This is a genomic window from Salinivibrio sp. IB574, from assembly GCF_001996205.1.
GTDB classification, from domain to species: domain Bacteria; phylum Pseudomonadota; class Gammaproteobacteria; order Enterobacterales; family Vibrionaceae; genus Salinivibrio; species Salinivibrio proteolyticus.
This window is the reverse complement of sequence record NZ_MUFN01000014.1, coordinates 22,024-47,198: the sequence shown is the minus strand read 5'-3', so window position 1 is coordinate 47,198 and position 25,175 is coordinate 22,024. Positions and strand designations below refer to the sequence as shown.

The 25,175-nt window shown below is 48.6% G+C and carries 23 protein-coding genes; 9 read left to right on the top strand and 14 right to left on the bottom strand.

The window, feature by feature from the left end:
- Nucleotides 1-47: 47 nt before the first annotated feature.
- The 5 genes from BZJ17_RS08480 to BZJ17_RS08460 form a co-directional block, all read right to left on the bottom strand.
- On the bottom strand, nt 48-1,355 hold the full coding sequence (locus BZJ17_RS08480; RefSeq protein WP_077640433.1) for a hypothetical protein: 1,308 nt from the start codon (nt 1,353-1,355) through the stop codon (nt 48-50).
- A complete protein-coding gene (locus BZJ17_RS08475; RefSeq protein WP_077640432.1) occupies nt 1,352-1,933 on the bottom strand; it encodes an ECF-type sigma factor in 582 nt (193 codons plus the stop codon). Before BZJ17_RS08475 ends, BZJ17_RS08480 begins: the two co-directional genes overlap by 4 nt.
- Nucleotides 1,926-3,350: a hypothetical protein gene (locus BZJ17_RS08470; protein ID WP_077640431.1), complete on the bottom strand. Its 1,425-nt coding sequence runs from the start codon at nt 3,348-3,350 to the stop codon at nt 1,926-1,928. Before BZJ17_RS08470 ends, BZJ17_RS08475 begins: the two co-directional genes overlap by 8 nt.
- Nucleotides 3,340-4,653: a serine/threonine-protein kinase gene (locus BZJ17_RS08465; protein WP_077640430.1), complete on the bottom strand. Its 1,314-nt coding sequence runs from the start codon at nt 4,651-4,653 to the stop codon at nt 3,340-3,342. Before BZJ17_RS08465 ends, BZJ17_RS08470 begins: the two co-directional genes overlap by 11 nt.
- A gap of 67 nt (nt 4,654-4,720) precedes the next feature.
- Nucleotides 4,721-5,359, bottom strand: coding sequence for a LysE family translocator (locus BZJ17_RS08460; RefSeq protein ID WP_077640429.1), 639 nt, complete (start codon nt 5,357-5,359; stop codon nt 4,721-4,723).
- Nucleotides 5,360-5,610: 251 nt separating this feature from the next.
- Between BZJ17_RS08460 and metN the strand changes: the two genes are divergently transcribed.
- From metN to BZJ17_RS08440, 4 genes are all read left to right on the top strand, one after another.
- Nucleotides 5,611-6,645 (top strand): methionine ABC transporter ATP-binding protein MetN, encoded by a 1,035-nt coding sequence (metN, locus tag BZJ17_RS08455; RefSeq protein ID WP_077640428.1) that lies wholly within the window; start codon nt 5,611-5,613, stop codon nt 6,643-6,645.
- A complete protein-coding gene (locus tag BZJ17_RS08450) occupies nt 6,635-7,321 on the top strand; it encodes a methionine ABC transporter permease (RefSeq protein WP_069589333.1) in 687 nt (228 codons plus the stop codon). Before metN ends, BZJ17_RS08450 begins: the two co-directional genes overlap by 11 nt.
- A gap of 113 nt (nt 7,322-7,434) precedes the next feature.
- Nucleotides 7,435-8,250: a methionine ABC transporter substrate-binding lipoprotein MetQ gene (metQ, locus tag BZJ17_RS08445; RefSeq protein WP_077640427.1), complete on the top strand. Its 816-nt coding sequence runs from the start codon at nt 7,435-7,437 to the stop codon at nt 8,248-8,250.
- A gap of 134 nt (nt 8,251-8,384) precedes the next feature.
- Entirely contained in the window at nt 8,385-8,660 is a 276-nt protein-coding gene (locus tag BZJ17_RS08440) for an addiction module antidote protein (RefSeq protein ID WP_077640426.1), read from the top strand.
- Nucleotides 8,661-8,970: 310 nt separating this feature from the next.
- Here BZJ17_RS08440 and BZJ17_RS08435 read toward each other — a convergent pair whose 3' ends face one another.
- From BZJ17_RS08435 to BZJ17_RS08410, 6 genes are all read right to left on the bottom strand, one after another.
- Nucleotides 8,971-11,247, bottom strand: a complete 2,277-nt coding sequence (locus BZJ17_RS08435; protein ID WP_077640425.1) for a DEAD/DEAH box helicase — start codon at nt 11,245-11,247, stop codon at nt 8,971-8,973.
- Complete coding sequence (locus BZJ17_RS08430) at nt 11,241-11,945, bottom strand: hypothetical protein (RefSeq protein ID WP_198534130.1); 705 nt, start codon at nt 11,943-11,945, stop codon at nt 11,241-11,243. The genes BZJ17_RS08435 and BZJ17_RS08430 overlap by 7 nt, the downstream gene beginning before the upstream one ends.
- A 325-nt stretch (nt 11,946-12,270) precedes the next feature.
- Nucleotides 12,271-12,693 carry a CBS domain-containing protein gene (locus BZJ17_RS08425; RefSeq protein ID WP_025674526.1) on the bottom strand — a complete coding sequence of 141 codons (423 nt, stop codon included), beginning with the start codon at nt 12,691-12,693 and terminating at the stop codon, nt 12,271-12,273.
- Nucleotides 12,690-13,040 carry a P-II family nitrogen regulator gene (locus BZJ17_RS08420; RefSeq protein WP_069587355.1) on the bottom strand — a complete coding sequence of 117 codons (351 nt, stop codon included), beginning with the start codon at nt 13,038-13,040 and terminating at the stop codon, nt 12,690-12,692. Before BZJ17_RS08420 ends, BZJ17_RS08425 begins: the two co-directional genes overlap by 4 nt.
- A gap of 9 nt (nt 13,041-13,049) precedes the next feature.
- On the bottom strand, nt 13,050-13,829 hold the full coding sequence (locus BZJ17_RS08415; RefSeq protein ID WP_077640423.1) for a DUF1538 domain-containing protein: 780 nt from the start codon (nt 13,827-13,829) through the stop codon (nt 13,050-13,052).
- Entirely contained in the window at nt 13,829-14,554 is a 726-nt protein-coding gene (locus BZJ17_RS08410; protein ID WP_077457298.1) for a DUF1538 domain-containing protein, read from the bottom strand. The genes BZJ17_RS08415 and BZJ17_RS08410 overlap by 1 nt, the downstream gene beginning before the upstream one ends.
- A gap of 235 nt (nt 14,555-14,789) precedes the next feature.
- Here BZJ17_RS08410 and BZJ17_RS08405 point away from each other — a divergent pair, with 235 nt between their 5' ends.
- Complete coding sequence (locus tag BZJ17_RS08405) at nt 14,790-15,683, top strand: TIGR01777 family oxidoreductase (RefSeq protein ID WP_077640422.1); 894 nt, start codon at nt 14,790-14,792, stop codon at nt 15,681-15,683.
- Between the two features lie 133 nt (nt 15,684-15,816).
- Here BZJ17_RS08405 and BZJ17_RS08400 read toward each other — a convergent pair whose 3' ends face one another.
- Both BZJ17_RS08400 and BZJ17_RS08395 read right to left on the bottom strand, forming a co-directional pair.
- A complete protein-coding gene (locus tag BZJ17_RS08400) occupies nt 15,817-18,258 on the bottom strand; it encodes an FtsX-like permease family protein (protein ID WP_077640421.1) in 2,442 nt (813 codons plus the stop codon).
- Nucleotides 18,248-18,934 (bottom strand): ABC transporter ATP-binding protein, encoded by a 687-nt coding sequence (locus tag BZJ17_RS08395; RefSeq protein ID WP_077479687.1) that lies wholly within the window; start codon nt 18,932-18,934, stop codon nt 18,248-18,250. The genes BZJ17_RS08400 and BZJ17_RS08395 overlap by 11 nt, the downstream gene beginning before the upstream one ends.
- On the opposite strand from BZJ17_RS08395, the gene tesA reads away from it, so the two are divergent.
- The 3 genes from tesA (at nt 18,933) to BZJ17_RS08380 (ending at nt 21,651) form a co-directional block, all read left to right on the top strand.
- Nucleotides 18,933-19,547 (top strand): multifunctional acyl-CoA thioesterase I/protease I/lysophospholipase L1, encoded by a 615-nt coding sequence (tesA, locus tag BZJ17_RS08390; RefSeq protein ID WP_077640420.1) that lies wholly within the window; start codon nt 18,933-18,935, stop codon nt 19,545-19,547. The genes BZJ17_RS08395 and tesA overlap by 2 nt on opposite strands.
- Before the next feature lie 11 nt (nt 19,548-19,558).
- On the top strand, nt 19,559-20,404 hold the full coding sequence (locus BZJ17_RS08385) for an SDR family oxidoreductase (RefSeq protein ID WP_077640419.1): 846 nt from the start codon (nt 19,559-19,561) through the stop codon (nt 20,402-20,404).
- Nucleotides 20,405-20,796: 392 nt separating this feature from the next.
- Nucleotides 20,797-21,651 carry a co-chaperone YbbN gene (locus tag BZJ17_RS08380; RefSeq protein ID WP_077640418.1) on the top strand — a complete coding sequence of 285 codons (855 nt, stop codon included), beginning with the start codon at nt 20,797-20,799 and terminating at the stop codon, nt 21,649-21,651.
- 21 nt (nt 21,652-21,672) lie between these two features.
- Here BZJ17_RS08380 and cueR read toward each other — a convergent pair whose 3' ends face one another.
- Nucleotides 21,673-22,119 carry a Cu(I)-responsive transcriptional regulator gene (cueR, locus tag BZJ17_RS08375; RefSeq protein ID WP_077640417.1) on the bottom strand — a complete coding sequence of 149 codons (447 nt, stop codon included), beginning with the start codon at nt 22,117-22,119 and terminating at the stop codon, nt 21,673-21,675.
- A gap of 107 nt (nt 22,120-22,226) precedes the next feature.
- On the opposite strand from cueR, the gene BZJ17_RS08370 reads away from it, so the two are divergent.
- Nucleotides 22,227-25,169 (top strand): heavy metal translocating P-type ATPase, encoded by a 2,943-nt coding sequence (locus BZJ17_RS08370; protein WP_241836782.1) that lies wholly within the window; start codon nt 22,227-22,229, stop codon nt 25,167-25,169.
- Nucleotides 25,170-25,175 lie beyond the last annotated feature (6 nt).

The following is a 25,175-nucleotide window of genomic DNA, read 5'->3' as shown; positions in this document are numbered from 1 at the left end:
CGAATGAAAATCAGGCCAAGATAGATAAAATCTGTCTATATATCATACTATTCCTGTGGTTCAGCATAGAGAAGATTGATCTTAAACGTCTCTAAGCGATCCTTATATTCAGGCTTAGGATGAAACAGATAAGAGTAAACACGCCCATGAATCGGTATATCACTCGGATCAAAAGAAAAGTCTAGGTAGAGCGCCACTCTCGTCGGCGTTTGTTGGTACGTACCACATTGGGGAGGATAATTTCCCATGGGATCACCACTTGTGCTGATGAGCGTGTTGTATTGTGATGGACCAATCAACACTGAGTAGCCATACCAGCGCTCAATGTCAGCGCACGTCATACTATGAACAGGATGGGCAATATTCAGATCGGAGTCTGCAGGCTGATAATAACTTGGATCATCAATACGGACGTTATACATGTAATTCATCATGCCCACCAAGTAATAGTTACCCTCAGGATCCATTAACAAGTGGTCAAAATAACGGCCTTCATAGATATGATGCCCAGTATGCATATTCAACCGAGCTTCTGCCGCACGTTTGTTATCAAAAAGTGTATCGGTTTGGTATTGCCCACCACGTCGTTGCGTGACCAAGTAGTGGTGTGCACTTGGCCCATAATAAGCATCATAATCAAAGCGTAGTAGCCAAGTGATCTCGAAGGCTTCACGCGACAATTGGATTAAAACAGTATCACCTTCGACTCGATAAGTTCCCCGCTGCGCAATATTTGATATGTCTGGACATTTTAAACGATCTTGGCTTATGGCATACCAAACCTCATCATCACGAAGTAAGAAAACCTCGCATTGCAAAATATCATAAGCGACACCATTTTCATCACGAATTCGTGTTGTTGTTAAACGATACAAGGGTTGATCAACGAGCATCTCTGCCTTATCAGGTTTGTCCTCAATGCCCGGCATAGGAAAACGAGCAACAACCCAACTCTCTTCGCCACTGCCATGGTGATTATCTCTCGCCCTGATTACTAAAGTTAAACGCTCAAGATGATCATGCGGCGTGCCGCTCACTACAATCTGGCTTGATGATAATCGGGCAGAAATCGACTGTGTTTTTGCTCCCTCAATGCCGACTTGATAACTTAAGAAATCATCTTCAGCATCAATAAATAAATTTTGGAACGAAACCCGATGATACATGGCAACGTCTTGTTCCAAACGCCACGTTGCAACCTCCGCGGATATTTGAGAAAAAACATGAGGATCGATGGTTGGTTTGCTGTTATTGGGCTTCTGATAACCAGCCACTTCTCGTGACGACGCTTGTGTCGCCAACAATGCCACTTCATCCTCAACACTGTCATCGGGAACAAATAGCTTCCGCTTCATTGAGCACGCATCCTCGATGCAAACCATCCTTTCGAGAATTTAAGATCCTTTTCGATCAAGCTTTTGCTGCAACTCAACGTCTGGCTAATTTCATCCACTTTCATTCCAACCAGATACTTCATTTTTAAAACATCAGCTTGCCTAGGATAGCGATGCCCAAACTTCTCGAGCTCCATATCAAAAACTAGCATTCTATCTAATCCACTCAACTGATTTTTATCTACGAAAATTCTGGTCGATTTTCTCTTACTAGCATGTAATTTTCTTGCTTGTTCAATCAATACCTGACGGATAATTTTTGCAGCCATGAGATAGAATGATTTTCTATTATTCACGTCTGCTAAATCCGCTTGCGTCATTTTGATATAAGCTTCATTAACAAGCATAGTATCACTGTGAATAGCATCACTAATAATCGTATTTTCAACACCAAAGTTTTCGCTACTTCTTTTGCTTTCACGTGCCGCTAATTGCTTTAACCTAGAATAAGCCAGATGGTACAGTTCCGATTCAGATTGTCGATCACCTTGCTTCCATTGTAAAAGAAGCTGTGTGAAGTCTGCGTTTTTATTAATCATATTTTGTATACATACTTGTGTTAATGGTTTTTAAACTGGGCAAACCATGTTTATCTAATATTTTTATTTGATTGTATTGATAGATAGTCCCGCCTAACCAACTTTCATTAACTGGCAAGTACTCCCAACTAGTGTATTGATCGCCCTTATCTATATCAAACCAACTCACAGTAACATTGAGTGCAGACAAAGTGGTCTTACCCGTTTCACTCAGCCACCAAGCATCTCGATACAAAAACTTATCCATTAACTGATAGCTCGATTCTGTGATCGGACAATGATCTGTTTCTTTAGGTCCTTCTAGGATACGATCACCTTTCATCAACACGCATTGAGATGAGGTTTCTCTGCCATTAAATGTTTTCTTTATCCATACTCCAGAATAATCAATAAAACTCTCTTTATTCTTCGGATAAATAAAAGACACGCCTGCAGCAACATTGTTGTGATCAACGTGCTTTTTTTTACCTAACCCCTGAGATTTCTCCATTAAAAGATGCGTTTTCTCATCGTAATTTATGGCAATAGAACGATATTTCCAATCGCTACCATCTTGTCGATCGTCAATGTAAAAGCCATTCAATTGATATTGTCGACAGCCCTGCTTGGCACAACTTACTAGGCCTCGTTCGCCACCAAATTCATTGAGTGGGCTGACCACTACCTTCTGAACGTTATTGGGAACAAGCTGGCATCCTTCGAATCTATCGCCTATTGAAGGATATTCTATGATCGTATCATCTTTTATCTCAAAAGTCGTTTTCCCTATCGGAGCGTGGTAATAAGGGTTCCTTAGTTGGTCAAGATTAATGGCACAGATACTCCCTTTATAGTCTCTTTTCTTGACGGTTTCATAGATGAATACTGTATCTTTTGCATCAAGCACTTTATGCTCTGAAGCAAATCTATCCTTAATATACTCGTGGCTTTTTTTAAGGTGACGAGCAGCTTCTTCGATGGATACAAATGCAAGTTGAAACTCATCTAGGTGACTATCTAAATAGCTCAAGTCGAGATTGTTTAGTGTGTTTATTAACTCAGTATTACTCCTCACACTGTCGTCAATCGTGATGTTATTACGGTTATTTGGTGTACTATCCAGTGACATCAGTAAGCGAGTAAGATTAATACTTCGACTTGGCTGAGTGGAAATATTATTAGGAGTCACAATTTCTTGACCTGAAATTGCACTAATTAAAGCTCCTCGGTTATCTTGACCTAAATAAAATTTAACAGCGTCACCCTCATCATATTCAAATCGACCTTTATCCGTAAAGCCTTGATGCCCCGAGGATGTTTCGTAATATAAACCTGTAACAGGAGCATCAATAAAGTAGCCACTTAATTGCGGTTCACTTTGCGCTGGCAGTATCACACTCATGTAGGATAGTAAAAACAGTGTAATTTTATTTTTCATTTTTTGAAGTACTCGGATGAGGGACCATCATAGCGACAATTAATTTTTGTTTAACATCATCAGAGACATGGGGATTTGCAAGAATTTGACGACGAGAAAGATCTAACATCACCTCAAAACTAATCGGGTGGTCGTACGTTTCTTTACCATGAAACATCAGCTGTATCAGATGCATAACCAGCTCTTCAGATGCCTGTTTTTCAGAATAAAGCTGCTGATTTTTATTCACTAACACTAGGCTAAACACAAACGCAGACACGACCAACACGATCGATAAAAATAGAGGGATAGGCCGTCGTCGTACTAAACAGCGTAATCGATAGAGCCAATTATCTTGCTTAACAGAAATCGGCTTTTTATTCATCACATGAATAACGTCATTACGAAGCTGGTTGACAGTCACGTAGCGATTATCTGCCTCTTCTTCTGTCGCTTTAGTAATTACCAATGCCAACTCTTGATTGGGCTTTTTACCGTCCGCAGTCAGCAGAAATGCTAACAATTTGCCTAATGCGTATACATCTGTTTGTTGGGTAAGGTATTCGCCACGTTTTTGTTCAGGGCTTGCATAACGCTCACTGTAGGCCAACACACCATCATCACTATCAGGGCTTGGATAGCATTCAAGTTTTTGTGTGAGGTTAAAGTCGATAATTTTGGCCTGTCCGTCTCTATCAATCAGGATATTATCCGGCTTAATATCACCATGAATCATTTGGTGGCGATGCGCATGCTCAATCGCTGAGCAAATCGACACAAACAAGGATAGTCGTGCCTTGTGCGACGTTGGCTGCGTTGCTATCTGCTTTCCAAGCGTGCATCCATCCACATACTCCATGACAATATAAACACACCCGTCACTGATCCCGCCATCAAACACCTTTGCGATACAGGGGTGACTTAAACGCGCCAACATCTGTGCTTCTTTGAACAGAGAATTTCTACCGATAATAGGGTACAAAGAAGGGTGGATACACTTTATTGCAAGTTCTTGTTCAAACGTACTATCATCGCGATAAGCGCGATACACAACCCCCATTCCACCGCGGCCAATCTCCTCACCGAGACGATATTTATCCAACGTGGTATTCGGTTCAAACAGCTGTGATGCGATGAAAGATTGAGCCCCATCTGACCAAATTTGGCTCAGCAATGGCTGTGTATCGCAATGATAGAATGGCAAGAGTTGTGCGTATTGAGAGGGAGACGTGACTTTCAACCGACTTAACCATACCTCCTGTTCTTCCTCGGACAGATCGAGAAAATCATAAACAAGCTGCGTCTCAGCCCCACTAAATTGCACAATAATCGACCAAGTCTATGAATTTAAGTGGTTATTCTAATTATTTGCAGAATTATTAAAAGTTAATTCACCCCAACGCCAACCAAAATCCGACCCCGATCATCAGGGTGCCGGCGATTCGGTTCAGCAATTGTACATTGCCCTTTTGCTGCAAAAACTGACGCAAGGTACGCCCACCGCTGGCATACAGCATAAGACAACTGAATTCCGTGCAAAGAATGATCAACACCAGCACGCTCAACTGACTGGGTAGTGACATTGCAGGGTTAATAAACGGCGGCAACAGCGAGATCATAAACGCCCAACCTTTCGGGTTGGCAATGGCGGTCACAAAGCCTTGCGCGGCCAACGACAATGCCGAGGCTTCATTGGGGCTATCGTCATCCTCATTTGGGATCGCCATCTTGCCGCGAGAGCGCCACATTTGTACGCCTAAATACGCCAAGTACACACCACCGACATATTTAAACACCTGAAATACGCCGGGATAGTTCAGCATCACCGTCGCCACACCAATGACAGAGGCTATCGCGACCAGCCCCACGCCGATAAGCTCGCCCCACATCATATGTAAGCTACGCTTAACGCCAATTGTCATGCCAAGGGTCATCGATAACGTCATGCACATGCCGGGCGTAACCGACACAAAAAAGAAGGTGGGAATAAACAGCGTCAGCATGGTGGTATCAATCAACAGGGGAGACATAAAAACAACAGTCTTAACAGTTAGGTACGGAGACTATCAGTTAACGCGCTTTCCCTGCAGAGATCAAGCCCTTCGCTCACTTTATAACCGGACGGTTAGACTTATTGCCATTTGGACGTCTAGAAGTAAAAATATCCATTGACTTGTTTTTAACGAACCCATAGCATCAATAACCAGAGAGACCCGACAGCCAAGGTGCAAGGCGCTGGACAGCTGCGAGATGTCATAAGATTTATCGCTAAGGACATGTGATGATTGAGATAAAACAACTCAACAAGGTATTCGAACTCGGGGAGCGCCGAGTTCATGCCCTTAAAGACATCAATTTATTTATTCCGAAAGGAAAAGTGTTTGGTGTGATTGGCGCCTCTGGCGCGGGCAAAAGCACGCTGATCCGGATGGTTAACCTGCTTGAGCGCCCAACCAGCGGCTCAGTGACCGTGGGCGGCGTCAACCTTACTGCGTTACCCAACCGTGAGTTAACCCAAGCGCGCCGTAAAATCGGCATGATCTTCCAACACTTTAACCTGCTGTCGTCACGCACCGTGTTCGACAATATAGCCCTGCCGCTGGAGCTCAGTGGTACGCGCCGCGATGAGATTGAAACGCGCGTCAACGAGTTGCTCGATTTGGTCGGCTTGGCCGATAAGCGTGATGTGTATCCTGCCAGCCTCAGTGGTGGACAAAAGCAGCGTGTCGCTATCGCTCGCGCCCTGGCACCAAGCCCAAATGTATTGCTCTGTGATGAAGCCACCAGCGCACTGGATCCAGCTACAACCCAATCGATTTTGTCACTGCTACAAACCATTAATGAAAAGCTCAACCTCACCATTTTGCTGATCACCCACGAAATGGATGTGGTGAAGCGCATTTGTCACGACGTGGCGATTATTGGTGATGGCGAACTGGTTGAGTCTGGCCCCGTAGGCGATATTTTTGCTCATCCTAAATCCGAGTTAGCGAAAAACTTTATTCGCTCCACCTTGGATTTGTCGGTGCCACACGATTACGCCCAACGCTTACAAAAAGACTACTTTAAAGGCAGCTATCCGCTGGTGCGTCTAGAATTTACAGGCGCCACCGTCGACGAGCCACTGATCAGCCAGATGTCGCGCTTATTTAATATTGATATCAGCATCTTAAGTTCTGACATTGATTACGCCGGCGGCGTGAAATTTGGTCTACTCTTGGCGGAGATTATGGGCCCGAAGAGTGCTGTTGATGATGCGATTCACTACCTAAACAAACACCATGTCGCCACGGAGGTACTTGGCTATGTCGATTGATGCGTTAACCCAATGGATTGGACAAAACCAAGCACTGATTGAACTGCTGGCCGATGCCACCGGCCAAACCATTTACATGGTGTTAGTCTCCGGACTGCTTGGCTTTGCATTCGGGATCCCACTTGGCGTGCTGTTGCACATCACTAAAAAAGGCGGACTGAAAGCACAGCCACGGGTCAATCAAATTTTGGGCGCCGTCGTGAACATCGGCCGTTCCATTCCGTTTATTATTTTGTTGGTGGCTATCATCCCATTCACTCGCTTTGTGGTGGGCACCTCCATCGGCACCGCGGCAGCCATTGTGCCGCTCACGGTCGGCGCGATTCCATTTATTGCGCGTTTGGTGGAAGGCGCGCTTTTAGAGCTGCCCGCAGGGTTGGAAGAAGCCGCAAAAGCGATGGGCGCAACCCCAACGCAAATTATTTACAAAGTGCTGCTACCCGAAGCGCTGCCGGGGATCATCAATGGTGCCACCATCACCTTAGTCACCTTGGTGAGCTATTCCGCCATGGCGGGGGCTGTCGGCGGTGGCGGACTCGGGGATGTGGGCATTCGCTACGGTTATCAGCGCTTTGATACCACCGTCATGCTGATCACGGTTGTGATGCTGGTCGTGCTGGTACAAGCGATTCAATCATGCGGAGATTACTTAGTGCGTCGCACAAATCACCGCTAAACACCCAAACAGATAAACACAACATTTGTCCCAGCCACTGGGGATGCCACACGGCCACAAGTGGTTCGGGACTACCGTCAAAACGGATACGTTTTTTAAAAGGGAGACAGACAATGAAAACCACGATTAAAACACTGCTTGCCACACTTGGACTGGCCTCAACCCTTGCCCTTACCGGCTGTGGTGAAAAAGAAGCTGCCGTGCAAGACAACAGCAAAATCACCGTTGGCGTCATGGCCGGTGAAGAAGCACAAGTGGCCGAATATGCGGTTCAAGAAGCCAAAAAACTCGGCCTTGAAGTGAAGCTCATCACCTTTACCGACTATGTGTCCCCTAACGCCGCCCTCGCCGATGGCTCTGTGGACGTGAATGCCTTCCAGCACAAACCGTACCTCGACGCGCAAATCAAAGACCGTGGCTACGAGTTTGCGATTGCAGGCAACACCTTTGTGTATCCAATTGCGGCCTACTCTTACAAACTTGATAGCGTGGCCGATTTGCCTGAAGGCGGCAAAATTGCCGTACCTAACAACCCATCGARCCTTGGCCGTTCGCTGGTATTGCTTGAGCAGCAAGGCATTATCAAGCTTAAGGAAGGCGCTGGCATTAACGCCACCAAACTAGATATCGTTGAGAACCCGAAAAACGTCGAAATCATCGAGCTAGAAACCCCACAACTGCCTCGCTCACTGGAAGACGTGGACATTGCGATCATCAACAACACCTTTGCCGCGGGCGTGGGCCTAACCCCAAGCAAAGACGGTTTGTTTGTTGAAGACAAAGAATCGCCTTACGTGAACCTGATTGTGGCGCGCAAAGACAACGTAGACGCTGAAAACGTGAAAAACTTTGTTAAAGCCTACCAAACCGACGCAGTTTACAACGCCGCAATGGAAGTTTTTGACGGCGCAGTGGTAAAAGGCTGGTAAGCCAGTCCGCTCACCACACTGAAATGCTCAAGCCCGCGCTGAAAAGTGCGGGCTTTTGGTATTGGGGGCACTCAAAACAAATCACGGATAAGCTACACTCAAGCGGTAATCTGGTGCCAAGGAGAGTTAGACCTATGCTAACCACTCCAAACGCAAAGCTTCTCACTTTTGATCCAGCGGAGCTCTTGGATAACCAAGAAGCACTTCAAGTTTACTTGGACGAAGCGGTGCAAACGGGCGATCCCGTATTTATCGCCGATGCTCTGGGTGTGATCGCAAGCGCCAAGGGAATGGCAGATATTACTAAGCAAACAGGTCTTTCACGAGAAACGTTCTACCGCACACTCAGCCAAAAAGGCAACCCTAACCTCAAGACACTGATCGCGATAGTGAATGCGTTAGGATTGTAGTTGAGGCTTGGTGGTTCGAAGTCAGTGAAGTCATAGTGGCTATTGCGGTGCTGCTATCAAATTTGGAATGTCACTCAGCTGGACATACTGGGAAATGAGCAAGCCCGCACTAAATAATTCGGGCTTTGAGTGGAGTGACACGAAAAGGGTAAGTCGATGTCATTTTGGCTTGGAAATGGACAATTGTGAGTTAGAAATTACAGACTAGCTCCCCCTCATAAGATTAGTAAAGGTATGTAGGAAGCATAGGGGCATAATTAATGGCCTGCCCTCCACAGCTCCGCGCTGTTTGCTGATTCAGACTGCAGCCTTATGGCAGGTACCACTCTACGAGTTCTCTCACATTATCCGAGGATCCAATAATATCTGGCTTAAACAAGATATTTTCTTCAGAGATAGACTCAACATACATTGATATTTCCTTAATCTCTTCCGGAGGAAATCCATACCGTAGCAACAATGTATGAACAGTATCGTTAGTGCCGTACTTTAATAGCTCCACCATCTTTAACGCCTTGGTATCTTTAGTATGATTATGATAAATACTAAAAGCTCCGATAAGCACGTCTGACAAAGAAAACGAGATTACCGTATCCAGATAATCGTAGGTATCAAATACGACAGCATCGTAACTCACATCCTTAGACTTTGTATTTTTAAACAGTGGATATTCATTAAATAACCCACTATCTGGTAGCTTATTCGCAGGCTGAGTGAAGTTGGCATCCAAGTTTTGGTTTTTGCCTCTATTTGAAATATAGCTATACCTTATTCCTACAATTTCCTTAAAGCTTCGTCCTTGGATCAAGTGAAAAAATATTTCGATTGCAGTATCAAAGACGTTCTTCTCTCCAGGAAGCAAAGGTCTACCTAGCGAGGTTTCATAAATAGCCCTTAGACGGCCTTTTGTAATTAACCTATTTTCTCTATTATCTTTGCCAAACAGCTTTGCTCCAAATCCATCTTCATACATAAAATATAAAACGGACTCCATTAGCTCTAGGGCTTCTTTCGTCGAGAGCCTATCTACTTTAGTTAAAGGAAGATTCACCTCCTCATCAAATGTACCTTCGATTATTGAAGAAACAAGCTCTCTTTCATCATCCAACCCTTCTATATCTTGTTCGAGAAGTGATTCTTCAGATAAAGTAAATGATGTATTTAAACGCGATGAAAGTAACACAGGGCTCTTTGTATATACATACCCAAAATCAAACACTGCCCCCTTAGAAAGTCGTCCACTACGTCCTATCAAATTTTTGAATGCTAGTGCTTTGTCTTCTTCATCTCCACCCTGCATTCTCATATTGTCCAACCAAACAACATCGAATGGCATATTGATACCTTGGGCTAAGGTACTAGTAGCAAAGCAAATCTTTGCATACCCCTGCCTGATAAACTCTTCAATCAGGAACCTCACCTCAAGAGGTACAGAACCATGATGAATAACTACACCTTTTTTTAGCAAACTAACAAGATTAGAGTGATGGTCTTGCTCATTTGCTCCAATCAATAATTCAACCTCTTGAATTATTGATATTGCAGATTCATCTTCAATTAAACCAAATCGGTCAACATACTTATGAAAATCATCGATAAAGTCCCCTCGATATAATGACGCTTTAGACACAAAAACCAGAACTGTATTAATGCCATTGAAAGCTATTTTCTCAAACTTTTCATTGAGCTGTATGCAATTTTTTACATGGTGACCTTGCTCTTTATACGGTGAGAAATAGTAGTCTTTCTTGTTACTGTGTCCAAATACAAATGCTTTACCAACAGTATTATGATTGTATGACCGAGAATATGCCAGACTCTCGTCTAACGCATGCTTCTTCATTTGGGCGTCAGGATTATCTACAAAAGGATGTGCAAATACTAATTTTGCTTCTGGGTAGGCAGCCTTAATTCGCCTAACTAAAACATCAAAAATAACCCCTCTTTCAGCTTCTTCTGATACTTGAGCCTCGTCAAAAAAGAATAACGAGATATTCAATTTATCTTTATGTGAAAATATTTCTCTAGCGCGTTCAGGTGTAAGAACAAAAATCCTTCTCAATTTTCTGCTTGTAAAAACATAATCAACAAAGGAAGAGATCATGACCTGCTTATTGTCTTTAAAACGCTCCCTCAAGGTCGTCATATACTCAGCAATAAGTGCTCGCGATGGAACAACTATTACGCTATCTTCCTCTTGCTCAAAAATATAATCCCTTAGAGAAAAAGATTTACCTGCACTGGTTGGCGCTGATATTGAAGTGTATCGATTCTCTTCTACCGCTAATCGCACACTCGCTTGGACTGGAGTAAGCCATTCACCAAATCTTTTTTTGTTTTCTCTTCCAAATCCTGCCAATAAAAAAGAATATAAGTCCGTTGGACTCTCATCTTTATAAAACAATCCAAGAACTGATATAACCTTAGACTCAAACATTTTAAAAACTTCAGAATGAAAAAGTTTGTAATAGGTTAACGCCTGTATGACTTCACGATCCACTGGGCCATCTTTATGGAGTTTTTCTATTAATTCTCCAACACTAACTTGCGGATAAGCATCTGCCTTAATACCTCTAATATCTAACATACAACAACTCCAATAACGTAAGCACATTGAACTTTCTTAAACAGTCCAGACGCCTGAATGCTTTCTATTGCATTATCCATTATTGAATCGTGATCTTTTGAATTTATAGAAAATGCAGCTATGGCACCAAACTTGTCATCGTCTAAATTCTCTATAGATTTAGGGGACACTAAATTGACTAAATGTACCCGATCCCTAAAATGCTTTTCTTCATTAATAAAGTCTTCTGCTTGTGGTATTGCTTTACCATGAGGGTTTACGCTCCCAGAAAATTTTGCCTCACCAAAGTTTATTAGGTGTTCTGTACACTCGGTGTGGAAATCAAAACCTTCATTTTGTTTTAGCTGAGGTTTCCATATCTCGGCTATAGGTAGTGCTATGTGATCAAAGAGAATTGATAATGAACGAGCTGAWCTGATAGAAACCATAACCTCGCCAAACTCAGCACCTAATTGATGGTCATCTGAAAACCTTTTAAAAATCTCCACTAAAGTATTGGCAGTCTCTCTAGCTGTATACTCATAAGTCCTTCTGGTACCTTTATCTAGATCAAGCATCCACGAAGAGTCAAGCACTGCTGAAGTCAGTTTTTCAGAGATCTTTTCTAAGTCGGAAACAGCTACAATACATGCTTTGACGTTGCTGCTATCGTGGTAACGAGAATGGGTACATCCCCATTCTTTATCAATTTTTTCCAAATCCATCACCTAACTAATCTATATAAAAAAATTCTTCAAAATTGAAATTAAAACCGTTCAAAGACATTTATTATGTTTATAGTATCATTCGTTATTTTTTATAATCCAATATATTAATGACTTAAATCAAGATTTGTATCATTAAATGCGCTCATCAATATAACACCTAGAAGCCTCAGCCATTGGGAAACATCATCATAAGCAATTACTAAGTGTTTTTTAGAGCTGGAAAGCAACTGAGAAGGATATCTTCCTAGTTGCCAGCACAAAATGGGGCATAAATGAGCTAGTCCCCACTCCCTTAAAATCACCTTTACCACTTCCCCTAATCCTTCCTATGCTGGCTCTCCACTTCTTCCGCAAGCATGCCGTAGATAACGATGAGGTTATAACTGACCATGCCGAGGACTTGGCCGTTTTCGATAACAGGAGCGCGGCTGATGCCGAAGCGTTCAAATAAACGGGCGCAGTACTTCACGTTCATATTGGGAGAGACGCTAAGCGCGGGTTTGGTCATAATTTCATAAACGTTGACCCGTGATGGGGCGCGGTTTTTGGCGAGCACTTTTTTGGCAATGTCGTTCATTAATACAATGCCGAATTCGTCATGCTCATCGCGTTTATTGACGATAATCGCTTTCACTTCTTGTTCGCGTGCAATGCGGATCGCTTCTTCGACCGTGGTGAGCCCATCAATACACACGGCATGGGCATGCATCACATCTCTTACCGTTTTATGTTGTTTCATAACTCATCCTTCACCACTTCGGTTAATTCTCGCATTTGGTGGGCCACGCCCACGGCATCTTCCACATCTATTTGCACCGCAATGCCACTGCCGGAGGTGGCATCAAACTCGCCCACGTCATTAATGGTTTCGAGTATGGCGCGTGATAAGTGCTCTTCCACCAGGAAGATGGCCACGTCTCGCTGCACATCCAGCGTCAGCCCTAAAAAGGTTTTCTTTTTCACCAAGCCTTCGCCACGCGCGTTGTTGATAATGGTCGCGCCGGTAGCGCCGGCTTGTCTGGCGGCATCGAGCACCGCATCGGTTTTGGCATCTTCAATAAACGCCATGATTAATTTGAACCGCATAGGCTCTCCTTACGATGAACGCTGTGCGTGCTTTTTCTGTAAATAGGCTGTGATTTGGGCATAGCCCATCACGGTGATCATCGGAAACAAACTGGCAAACGCAATTAAGCCAAAACCATCAAGCATCGGGTTTCTTCCCGGCACGGTAGAGGCTAGCCCCAACCCTAGCGCCGTCACCAAGGGCACGGTCACGGTTGAGGTGGTCACCCCTCCAGAATCATAGGCCAAGGGCACGATAAACGGCGGGGCAAAATAGGTTTGGATCACCACCACCACATAGCCGGTGATGATGTAGTAATGGAGCGGGTCGCCCACCACAATGCGATAGCACCCCAAGGCAATTCCCATTGCCACGCCAAGCGCCACCGAGGCACGTAAGCCGTTCACTCGAATCGCCCCACCCGAAACCTTGGCCGCTTTGATCGCCACCGCGATCAATGAGGGTTCGGCTACCGTGGTGCTAAAACCAATTGCGGCACCAAATAGGTACACCCAGTAATAGGCTTGCCAGTTAATCTCGCCGCCGGCTTTGAGTGCTGCGCCGACAAAATCAGTGGCAGTGAGCTGCTCAGCCATCGAGGCCCCAAGCGGGAATAGCGCCAGCTCCAGCCCCATTAAAAATAGGCTCAAGCCCAAGATGACATAGAAAAAACCAAACAAGATCCGTTTGGGGTTGTTGAGCGCTTTTCGCAGCACAAAGAGTTGAAAGCCAAAGATGATCGCGATAATCGGGATCACATCGCGCACGGTGGAGAAAAAGGTGTCGATAAACAGGCGCAGACCATCCATCACGCCACCACCATGCCGTAAGCCATTACAAAGATCATCGGTGATAGCGAGGCGAACGCAATCAAACCAAAGCCATCCACCATCGGGTTGCGCCCTTTAATCACGGTTGCTAGCCCCACGCCGAGCGCGGTCACCAATGGCACTGTAATCGTGGAGGTGGTTACCCCACCCGAGTCATAGGCAATGCCGATAATGCTAGGTGGTGCCACCATAGTCATCGCCACCACCAGCAAGTAACCGCCGATAATTAAGCGGTGGATCGGCCAACCTTTAATAATCCGCACCACGCCGAGCACAATCGCAAAGCCGACCGAGAGCGCCACGGTTAGCCGCAGCCCATTGGCGTAGCTGTCTTTGGCTGCCTCTGTGGTATTTATCATCCCGCCATTGGCGGCGACATCTGCTGCTTCCGCCGCCACCGCGGTGAGTGCAGGTTCCGCAATCGTGGTGCCAAAGCCAAGTAGGAAGGCAAACGCAATTAACCACCCTAAACTGCCTTTGTGAGCCAGCGAATGCGCCATCGATTCGCCAATCGGGAACAGCCCCATGTCTAAGCCGTACACAAATAAGGTCAGCCCAACGACCACGAGCACTAGCCCAATGGTGATGGATAACCAATTGGGCAATGGCTGGTTAAGGACTACCACTTGAAAGAAACCAATCACTAAAATGATGGGTAAGAGATCGCGAAAACTGCCAAGTAGTGATTTGAACAACGCCTGCATGTGGGTGACATGACTCCCTGCGTAACGAGCATCTACCTTGAAAAGGCACAGTGTTTATATGCCTATTTATGTTAGCACTCCCAATGTGCGGTGCGAGTGACAAAGCAGAAAACTGCGCGATCAAACCAATTTTCGCTGCCACACGTAACAGGATACAAAGCAACCACTTGCGCTTAGTGGAAAAGCCCCTTAGCGTTAACAGCAGAGATTTCGTCACCCTTTTAGGACTCTAGGCATGAATATTTTAATCACAGGTGGCACGGGCCTGATTGGCAAAGCCTTGGTCGCCAAGCTACAGCCTCAACATCAACTCACCGTGCTCTCGCGCGACAAAGAAAAGGTGACAAAGATATTCGGGGACTCGGTCGCCGCGATAGAGCGTCTTGACGACCTTCCCCACCTGAATGATTTTGATGCTGTGATTAACCTTGCCGGTGAGCCAATTGCCGATAAGCGTTGGAGCGAGCAGCAAAAAGGGATCATTTGCACCAGCCGTTGGGGGCTAACAGAAAAGCTGGTCGAGAAAATCCATGCCAGCAGCACGCCTCCCCACACCTTTATTAGCGGTTCGGCAGTGGGGTACTACGGCGATCAGCAAGACCATCCGTTCGATGAAACCTTGGTGGTTCATGCCGATGATTTTGCTCAGCACGTGTGTCATCAGTGGGAAAAAATTGCCTTAAAAGGCGCCTCGCAACATACGCGGGTCTGCCTGCTGCGTACCGGTGTGGTGTTAAGCGCTGAAGGCGGCGCACTAAAACGGATGATGTTGCCCTACCAACTTGGCCTTGGTGGCCCGATTGGTAAAGGCCAGCAATACATGCCGTGGATCCATATTGATGATATGGTCGCAGCAATCATACATTTGCTTGACTCGCCTGTACTGCAAGGGCCGTTTAACTGCACCGCGCCAGAGCCGGTCACCAATAAACGCTTTAGTCAGGCGCTAGCCAGTGCTTTAAAACGCCCGCACCTTTTCTTTGTGCCTACCGTGGCGATTAAGGCCATGATGGGGGAAGCCTCGCACTTGCTGCTCGATAGCCAGCGCGCCCTGCCCCATGCTCTTGAAGATTCAGGGTTTAAGTTCCAACACCCCAAAGTAGAAGAAGCGATGGCGTCACTGTTTTAATCGCCCATTCGCTTTTCGCCTAAGCATGTTGCTGGTTAGATTTTTCGGGCGTTCTCCACAAAAAAGCGGGTATCAAAAAAATTGATACCCGCTTTTTGCATATGAAAGGCGAACGCTTATCCGCCGCCCCGTATTAACGCCGCTGTGGATCAATCAGTTTGCGCAGCATCGAGGCGACCGTGACAAACACCAGAGCCACCGCTAACACCGGCAACACCGCCCAAAGCTCAGGGTGCAAGCGTACCTCCATTTCAAAGCCCCATTTCAGCAAACCAACCATCGCCGCTTCTGCGCCCAGCACCGCCATCAGGCCCGATACAAAGGCCATCACGCCGTACTCGCTCCATAAGGTGCGCTGAATACGGGTGCGGCTCGCGCCCAAGGTGCGATAGAGGTTTATCTCCTGCTGACGTTCGCTCAGGCTGATACGCAGCAAGGTGAGCAGCAATAGCAAGCCGCTGATCACCGCCAGCCCCGCTAACACCGAGAGCGACAAGCCAATTTGACGCAAAATCGATTGAATACGGCTGCTCATGGTACGCAAATCAAGCAACGTGACGGTCGGGTACTCCCGTGCCAAGCGATTGAGCAGCGGTGTTTGCGATTCATCGAGCCTGAAGCTCACTAGCCAGTTAGCCGGTTTGTCGGCAAGCGTCTCGCGGTCGAAAATAAAGTAGAAGTTAGGCCGCATATTGCGCCACTCGACTTCACGAATCGAGTTCACCGTGGCGGTAAAGTCTTGGCCGGTGACGCTAAAGGTCAGGCTGTCGCCAATCTCAATTCCCAAGCGCTCGGCAATGTCTGCCTCCACCGACACGCCATTCTCGGTTGGCCATTCTCCGGCAATCACCTCATTGTGCGACGGCAAACTGTCTCGCCAAGTGAAATTAAGCTCGCGACGTAGTGCTTCATCCACTTCATCGCGCTCAACTTCATCGGTTGGGATCTGGTAACGCTCACCGTTTTTGCCCACCAGCCGGCCACGCACTATGGGATAAGCATCAGAGCGCATCAAGCTGGCGTCATCGAGTTCCCCCACATAGCCTTGCTGCTCGCTCGGAGCAATATTCAGCGCAAACACATTGGGCGCATCGGGCGGCAGCATCCGTCCCCAATCAGCGAGCAAATCGGTGCGCAGCAGCCAGATGATAGCTAACAGCATAAAGGAGATCGCCAGCGCCCCTAATTGCACGCTGCTAGCCAGTTTGTTGCGGGTAATTCGGCTAAGGGCCAATTTCACCGAGGGAGCACGCACCCGTGATTTCACCAACCGGAGCAAGCCTAACCCTGCCAGCGCCAGCAAGACGATCATCACTGCCATCGCCCCCAGCACTGTCCATAGCAAGGTGTTGTCGAACGCCCACAGTGCAAGCGCCCCTACCGGTATCGCGATTAAGATCGCCGCAGTGCCGCGACGTTGACGCCCACGGGCAGCCTGCGATTGCACGGCGGCCAACGCGGGGGCATCCAGCAGTTTAAGCAGCGGCACGCCCAAGGCAGGCAGCGCCACCAAAAGCGCGACGCCGGGCGCAAGTACCCAAGGTACCCAACCATAGCTTGGCAATGGCGAGGGCAGCACATCGGTCAGCGGCAAGCGCAATAACACTTCAAGCGTGTACCCCGCAGCCAAGCCCACGGCGGTAGCAAGGACGAACAATAAGGTTAACTGCCGAGCCAACCAGCGCCGCACCCATTGTTGGCTGGCACCTAAGCTTTTTAGCATCGCCACCAAATCCGCGCGGCTTTTAGCATAGTGCTGACAAGTTAAGGTTAACGTCGCCGCGGCCATCACAATCACCAGCACCACGGTTAACGATAGATACTGACGGCTGCGATCCAGCATATCCCCAGTGCGATCAGAGGTGTTTTCATCTACCCAGCGCTCACCATCTTGCAGCGTATAGCTGGCTTTAGCCGCGCTTAGGCTGGGCTCGTCACCGGTTAAAAAGTAGCGATAACGCACCCGACTGCCTTCGCGTACCACACCAGCGGCAGGTACATCGGCTCGATGCATCATCACCGCAGGCATTTGGCTAAAGGGGTTAAAAGAGAGTTCCGGCTCCGCGGCCAAAGTACCGCTCACCGTTAAATCGAGATTACCAATCGATACGGTGTCGCCCGCTTTCACATCCAGCAAGCTAAACACCCGCTCAGACAGCCATAGCTCACCGGGTTGAATGCGTCGGTCACCACCAATGGCTTGGCCGTTTTGCTCCAGCACCAAATCGCCGCGCAGCGGATAAAGGCTATCCACCGCTTTCACGCTCACAAGCTGCATCTTTTGCTCGCTGAATGCCATGGTGCCAAAACGGGTTTGGGCAGATACTGTGGCGCCAGCTTGTTTAAACGCCTCAATTTGCTCGGTGTTAAGCGGCTGACGAGTACGCAGCACGGTATCGGCGGCAATCAGGTTACGCCCTTGCTGGGTGAGCACGTTTTCAATGCGATCGGCCAATGCTGATAGCGCAAACACACAGGTGATAATCAGTGCCAACGCCACCGCCACGGGCCAAATTTGCCCGTGTAACAGTTCGCGCCACGCCCAGCGATTGAGTAGTCCGTTTTTACTCGCCATTCACTCGCTCCTGTAGCTTGCCGCTGTCCATCATCAAGGTACGCTGACAACGCTTTGCCAGCGCCGGATCATGAGTAACCAACACCAAGGTGGTGCCATGCTTTTCGTTCAGTTCAAACAATAAATCAATGATGGTCGCCGCGGTTTTTTGGTCAAGGTTGCCGGTCGGTTCATCGGCAAACAGCACTTGCGGGCGAATAATAAACGCACGCGCCAAGGCTACCCGTTGCTGCTCCCCGCCAGAGAGTTGCGACGGCAAATGGCTTTCGCGCCCTTGCAAGCCCACCGAGGCCAGCAGTTGCTTGGCGCGGGTTTCGTCTTCTTCCTCACCGCGAATCGTCAGCGGCAGCATCACGTTCTCAAGCGCGTTCAGTGACGGCACCAGTAAAAAACTTTGGAACACAAATCCCACCGATTCGGCCCGCAGTGCGGCGCGCGCATCTTCATCCAAGGTGGAAAGCTTGTGGCCGAGCAGATCGACCTCGCCTTCACTGGGCGTATCTAATCCTGCAAGCAAAGTCATTAAGGTGGATTTTCCTGCGCCGGACACGCCCATCAATGCAATCGACTCGCCTGCCTCGATTTGTAGCGAGACATCCTGCAGAATGGTAAGCGGCTGTTCGCGTGTCACGACATGTTTTGCAATTTTTTCGGCTCGAATAACAGGAGAGGCCATGTTACGCATCCTTACTTTGTTGTGTTTTTTGTGGGTGAGCAGTGCCAGTGCACAAACGCTCCTTGTCCTTGGTGACAGCTTAAGCGCTGGCTACCAAATGGCGGCTGAACAAGCCTGGCCTGCTAAGCTGCCGCGCGCACTCAACGACCATGATGTCGAGGTTGAGGTGATCAACGCCAGCGTTTCCGGCGATACCACCGCCAATGGCCTGCAGCGTCTGCCTCAATTATTAGAACGCCACCAGCCCGAATGGGTGCTGATTGAGCTCGGCGGCAACGATGGCCTACGCGGTTGGCCGTTTAACCGTATACGAGACAACCTTGAACAATTGATCACCCAAACTCGCGCGGCCGATGCCACGCCTTTATTAGTACAAATCCAAATTCCGCCAAATTATGGCCAGCGCTATGCACAAGGATTTGCTGATATTTATCCTACACTGGCAGAGCAAACACAAACCCCCTTGCTGCCCTTTTTTATGGAGACTGTGATCCAAAAGCCTGAATGGATGCGTGATGATGGCATTCACCCGATGCCGGAAGCACAACCTTGGATTGCCGATTTTATGGCGGAAAAGCTCGCGCCTTATTTGTCTGACGTGCCACAATCATGAGTGAGGATGTCATGGAAACGGCTTCGCCATTAAACAACGCCATTTTAATCACCGGCTGCTCCACCGGCATCGGCTATGCCTGCGCCAAAGCTTTGCATGAGCAAGGGCACACGGTGATCGCCAGTTGCCGAAAGCCTGACGATGTCAGCCGTTTACAGCAAGAAGGCTTAACCTGTATCCAATTGGATGTGTCAGACACGGCCAGTATCAACCAAGCGGTCGACACAATCGAGCAAATGACAGGTGGCAAACTCTTTGCGCTATTTAACAACGGCGCCTACGGCCAACCGGGCGCGCTGGAGGATTTGCCCACCGATGCCTTACGCGCCCAGTTTGAGACCAATGTGTTTGGTTGGCACCATTTAACCCAAGCCTTGTTGCCGATGCTGCTCAATTACGGCGAGGGACGCATTGTGCAAAATAGCTCGGTGCTGGGCATCGTGGCATTGAAATATCGCGGCGCCTATAACGCCAGCAAGTTTGCGCTCGAAGGCYGGACCGATACCCTGCGTTTAGAGCTGAGCGATACGCCCATTAAGGTGAGCTTAATTGAACCTGGTCCAATTGAAACCGCGTTTCGTGCCAATGCGCTCAGCGCCTTTAAACACTGGGTCGACCCCGATAAAAGTCGCCACCAGCTCGCATATCAAAGCCAAATCGACCGTCTTGCTGCAGACGAAGGCGGCAACAAATATACTCTGCCCGCCGACGCGCTCGTTGCACCACTGACGCATGCGCTGTTCTCGCCGCGTCCCAAGGTGCGTTATCGCGTAACGCAACCGACAGTGTGGATGGCAATCCTCAAACGGCTCCTTCCCAGCCGTTGGCTCGATCGGGTCTTGCTCAAAGGCAGTTAATGCAATGGGAAGATGATCGCAAAAAAAACGTGTTTTATGTCGCAATTGTCACATCAATGTCATAGATCGCGATTAATCTAGCTTGCATGAGTGGAAGCGGCCACTTGCTGACACGCTTTCCTTCATTGGCAGCCAAGCTGCCAAGCCAATAACACCGACAATAATAAACAACAGGAGCCGGCTGATGACCTTGCATCAATTGAACTGGCTCTGCTTGAGCGTCGCTTTGTGCGTGGTGCTCGTGTTGTAACCCGCACTCGTCATCTTTGATGGACTCGCTTGCAGACCGACGAAATAGGCCACCCTTGGGTGGCTTTTTCGTATCTCAGCTGCTTGAATTTCGACGCATTTGCCCCCACCCTTATTGCAAACACACTTCGTCGGGATCCATGATGCACGCAAACTATATCGTTGAATTAACCGAACATAATTTTCAGCAAATTCTTGAGTCTTCTTCACGCACGCCGGTGCTGGTGTATTTTTGGGCAAACATGATGCCCGAAAGCGTTGAGCTGAAAACGGTTGTCGAGCAGGTGGCTCACGATAGCCACGGCACCTTTACGCTCGCCACGATCGACTGTGAAGCGCAGCAGCTGATTGCCGCCCAGTTTGGCGTCCGCGCACTGCCAACGCTGGCTCTGTTTAAAGATGGTCAACCGGTGGATGGCCTTGCCGGCCCGCAAAATGAAGAGACGGTGCGCGAAATGCTGAATAAGCACCTGCCAAGCCCAGAAGATCAAGCGTTTGACCAAGCGCGTCAATTGATGGCGGAAGGTAATTACACCGATGCCTTGGTGATCCTAAAACCCCTTGAAAGCAGCCACGGTGAGAAGGGAGACTTTAAACTGTCGCTGGCCGAATGTCTGGTCGAGACCCAGCAGTTTGATGCAGCGCAAGCCGTGCTCGATACGGTGTTGATGCAAGATCAAGACGCGACCTACAAAGGGCTGATCGCGAAAATTGAATTGCACAATCAAGCAGCTGACGCGCCAGAGATCCGCAACTTGCAAGATGCACTGGCTGAGAACCCAGAGAATGCAGATATTGCCTATGAGCTTGCGGTGCAACTTAACCAAATCAATCGTAGCGAAGACGCACTTGAGCTGCTGATGAACATTCTCCGTCGCGATATGAATCACGCCGATGGAGAGGCGAAGAAAACCTTGATGGATATTCTGGCCGCATTGGGTCAAGGCAACGAAATTGCCTCACGTTATCGCCGTCAACTGTACTCGCTACTGTACTAATTTTTTACCCACGCTTGGCAGCTATTTCGCCGACGCTTGGCAGCACTGACTTTCGGTAATACCAATGCTGCCTAGCTCACTGTCCCCGCGCAGGGCTTCGATGATCGGGCACTGCGCGTCACCATCACCGGGACACGCTTGGGTAAGTGCTTGAAGGGTGGTTTTCATCGCCGCCAGCTCGGCAATTTTTTCATCGATCTCCATCAATTTACTCTCGGCGCGTGCCTTCACATCGGCACTGCGTAAAGAAGGATCGCGCGATAACGCTAACAAATCCGCACTTTCTTCCAAGGTAAACCCCACCAATCGCGCCCGACGGATCATTTGCAACTCACTCACGTGCTGCGCGCGATAATCACGATACCCATTGTCGGCGCGGTGTGGCGGCGTGATCAGCCCTTTCTGCTCGTAAAAGCGGATGGTTTTGGTGGTTAAGCCGGTTTTTTCGGCGACTTGCTGAATTTTCATTCTCGCTCCTTGACCTTCCAGTAGCTATAAGGTTTATGGTTCAGTTTACTCGATGTTGCGACGTTTCCCCAACACGTGCGCCGTGTTGTGATCATTAAGGAGCGGAAATGACAACCATAGATACCACCATGACTTATTACACCTTGCCTCTTGACGGGTTGAGCTGCAACGGGTGTGTGAAAAAAGTGACCCAAGCAGTGGGAACAGTCGATAACGTCCGCATAGAAAAGGCGGATACACAAGCTATCTCGCTGGAAGTGCTCGGAGGTAACCCTGAAGCGACGCTTAAACAGGCCGTCGACGCGATCGAGGCACTGGGATATCAAGCCGGTTTTCGTCATGCCTTAGCGTTAAGTGGGCTGAACTGTGGACGCTGTGTCGCCAAAGTCGAAGCGGCATTGGATGCCCTGCCCACCGTGTTTTCGCACTCGGTAACTAAAACCCATGCAGATATTCATACCAGCTTGAGTTTGGACTCCATCATCCAAACCATTGAGAACCTTGGCTATCAAGTCGGTTATCAGCATGAATTGGCATTGTCGGGGTTAAGCTGCGGTCACTGCGTGGCGAAAGTGGAGCGTGCGCTCGATGAAAACGATGCCGTTTTTGACTATCAAGTCAGCAAAGACGCGGCGACCGTGCGCACGACGCTCAGCGCCGAGACGCTGATTGAAACGATCGCAGCGTTGGGCTTTGGGGCCACACTCATCGATCCCAGCCAAGCAACGTCCTCATCAACCGAGCCGCATCAACCGCAAACCGAGACCGCCGAGGTTGAGCAACAAGCCAAAGCCCAGATGCGCACTGAACCTTCATCCAGCCACTCACGCATGCAGTTTGTGTTATCCGGCATGACATGCGCAAGTTGTGTCAAAAGTGTTGAAACTGCTATCAGCAGTGTGGACGGCGTGGCCAATGTTAGCGTGAACCTTGCTGAGCGTAGTGCCATTGTTAAAGGCAATGCGACAGCAGCGTCGATTATTCAAGCAGTAGAAAACGCAGGCTATGGCGCCGAAAAGGTGGAAGATGATAATGACCGCCGAGAACGCCAACAGGTTCAGCAAGCCTCTGAGCTGAAAAGCTTTAAACGCAGTACCCTTGCAGGGTTAGGGCTCGGCGCACCACTGATGGCATGGGGGATATTGGGTGGCAATATGACCATTCAATCGACCCAAGATCAGTGGGCGTGGGGCGTGATTGCCGTGCTAACGCTGATATTGCTTGCAACCGGTGGTCGCCACTTCTTCGCGAATGCGTGGCAAGCGTTGATGCACAAACGCGCCACCATGGATACCTTGGTCGCGCTCGGCACGGGGGCGGCGTGGCTGTACTCAACCGCYGTCGTCGTGGCACCGGCATTATTCCCTGAACAAGCACGTCATGTGTATTTTGAAGCCTCGGCAATGATCATTGGTTTGATTAGCTTGGGCCATGCGATTGAAGCGCGCGCACGTGCCAATACCTCCAAAGCGCTAGACCAGCTGCTTGATTTGCAACCGCCCACAGCCCTCGTGATTGAAAATGGCCAAGAAACCGAGCGCCCATTAAGTGATGTGGAAAAAGGCATGACTCTGCGTGTGAAACCGGGTGCCAAAGTCCCTGTGGATGGTGAAGTGATTGATGGCAGCAGCTATATCGATGAATCCATGCTAACTGGTGAACCGGTACCGGTGCATAAGCAAGCCGGCGATACCTTACATGCCGGAACCGTGAACCAACAGGGTGGCTTAACCTTTAAAGCCACCGGCGTGGGCAGCGACACCATGCTGGCACGGATTATCGATTTGGTGCGTGAAGCCCAAAGCAGCAAGCCTGAACTAGCCAAGTTAGCGGATCGCATCTCCTCTGTGTTTGTGCCTGTGGTCGTGTGCATCGCGTTACTTACCGCTGCCATTTGGTATCTTGTCGGCCCAGAGCCATCTGTGAGCTATATGCTGGTGACAGCGACCACGGTATTAATTATTGCTTGCCCGTGTGCGCTTGGGCTGGCGACACCGCTATCGGTCACCGCCGCGGTAGGACGCGCAGCTGAAATTGGGGTGTTAATCCGTGATGCGGACGCACTACAAACGGCCGCCAAGCTACATACCCTAGTGTTTGATAAAACCGGTACGCTGACACGTGGCCAGCCTGAGGTGACGCATATTCATGCCCTTCATGGCGAACAAGATCGCCTCATGGCTATCGCGGCGTCCATGGAACAACATTCCGAGCACCCCTTAGCAAGGGCGATTGTGGACTATGCCAAGGCACAGACACTCTCATTGCCCGAATCAAGCGACTTTAACAGTGAATCCGGCAAGGGGATCCAAGCCAAAATTGACGGCGAGCGTTACTACATCGGCAACCACGCATGGATGCGTGCTCAAGGACTGGATACCCGCCCCCATCARCAGGATATTGACGCCATGACCCACCGCGGTGAGACCGCGATTTATCTTGCCAATGATCAGGCAGTGCTGGCGCTTATCGGGATCAGCGATCCGATTCGGGACGATGCGATTGATGCCGTCGCGCGGCTGCAACAACAAGGGCTCGAAGTCATCATGCTATCAGGCGATCACCCCGATACTGCCAATGCGATCGGTCGCCAGTTAGGCATTGATCATGTGATTGCAGGTGTACTCCCGGATGGTAAGTCCGAGCAAATTCAAACGCTGCAACAGCAAGGTAAGCGTGTGGCAATGGTGGGCGATGGCATTAACGACGCCCCCGCTCTCGCTCAGGCGGATGTGGGTGTCGCGATGGGCGGCGGCAGTGATATTGCGATTGAAAGTGCGCAAATTACGTTAATGCACCAACATCTTGGAGCACTTGCCAACGCGATTGCTTTATCTCAAGCCGCCGTGCGCAATATGAAGCAAAACCTGTTTGGTGCCTTTGTTTACAACACGCTGGGGATCCCAGTAGCGGCCGGTATTCTTTATCCCTTTACTGGCATGTTACTCAGCCCCGTGATTGCCGGCGGCGCAATGGCGTTGTCTTCGATCACTGTGGTGACCAACGCCAATCGACTACGTTTTTTCAAAATAAAATCAGACGAGAAGTAACAAGGA

Coding starts and splice junctions, on each gene's coding strand:
- BZJ17_RS08415 (WP_077640423.1), bottom strand. CDS start 13,829: ATGGATGGTCTGCGCCTGTTTATCGACACCTTTTTCTCCACCGTGCGC.
- BZJ17_RS08380 (WP_077640418.1), top strand. CDS start 20,797: ATGCACGCAAACTATATCGTTGAATTAACCGAACATAATTTTCAGCAA.
- BZJ17_RS08460 (WP_077640429.1), bottom strand. CDS start 5,359: ATGTCTCCCCTGTTGATTGATACCACCATGCTGACGCTGTTTATTCCC.
- BZJ17_RS08470 (WP_077640431.1), bottom strand. CDS start 3,350: ATGAAAAATAAAATTACACTGTTTTTACTATCCTACATGAGTGTGATA.
- BZJ17_RS08405 (WP_077640422.1), top strand. CDS start 14,790: ATGAATATTTTAATCACAGGTGGCACGGGCCTGATTGGCAAAGCCTTG.
- BZJ17_RS08425 (WP_025674526.1), bottom strand. CDS start 12,693: ATGAAACAACATAAAACGGTAAGAGATGTGATGCATGCCCATGCCGTG.
- cueR (WP_077640417.1), bottom strand. CDS start 22,119: ATGAAAATTCAGCAAGTCGCCGAAAAAACCGGCTTAACCACCAAAACC.
- BZJ17_RS08480 (WP_077640433.1), bottom strand. CDS start 1,355: ATGAAGCGGAAGCTATTTGTTCCCGATGACAGTGTTGAGGATGAAGTG.
- BZJ17_RS08450 (WP_069589333.1), top strand. CDS start 6,635: ATGTCGATTGATGCGTTAACCCAATGGATTGGACAAAACCAAGCACTG.
- BZJ17_RS08435 (WP_077640425.1), bottom strand. CDS start 11,247: ATGTTAGATATTAGAGGTATTAAGGCAGATGCTTATCCGCAAGTTAGT.
- BZJ17_RS08400 (WP_077640421.1), bottom strand. CDS start 18,258: ATGGCGAGTAAAAACGGACTACTCAATCGCTGGGCGTGGCGCGAACTG.
- BZJ17_RS08475 (WP_077640432.1), bottom strand. CDS start 1,933: ATGATTAATAAAAACGCAGACTTCACACAGCTTCTTTTACAATGGAAG.
- metN (WP_077640428.1), top strand. CDS start 5,611: ATGATTGAGATAAAACAACTCAACAAGGTATTCGAACTCGGGGAGCGC.
- tesA (WP_077640420.1), top strand. CDS start 18,933: ATGTTACGCATCCTTACTTTGTTGTGTTTTTTGTGGGTGAGCAGTGCC.
- BZJ17_RS08420 (WP_069587355.1), bottom strand. CDS start 13,040: ATGCGGTTCAAATTAATCATGGCGTTTATTGAAGATGCCAAAACCGAT.
- BZJ17_RS08410 (WP_077457298.1), bottom strand. CDS start 14,554: ATGCAGGCGTTGTTCAAATCACTACTTGGCAGTTTTCGCGATCTCTTA.
- BZJ17_RS08395 (WP_077479687.1), bottom strand. CDS start 18,934: ATGGCCTCTCCTGTTATTCGAGCCGAAAAAATTGCAAAACATGTCGTG.
- BZJ17_RS08440 (WP_077640426.1), top strand. CDS start 8,385: ATGCTAACCACTCCAAACGCAAAGCTTCTCACTTTTGATCCAGCGGAG.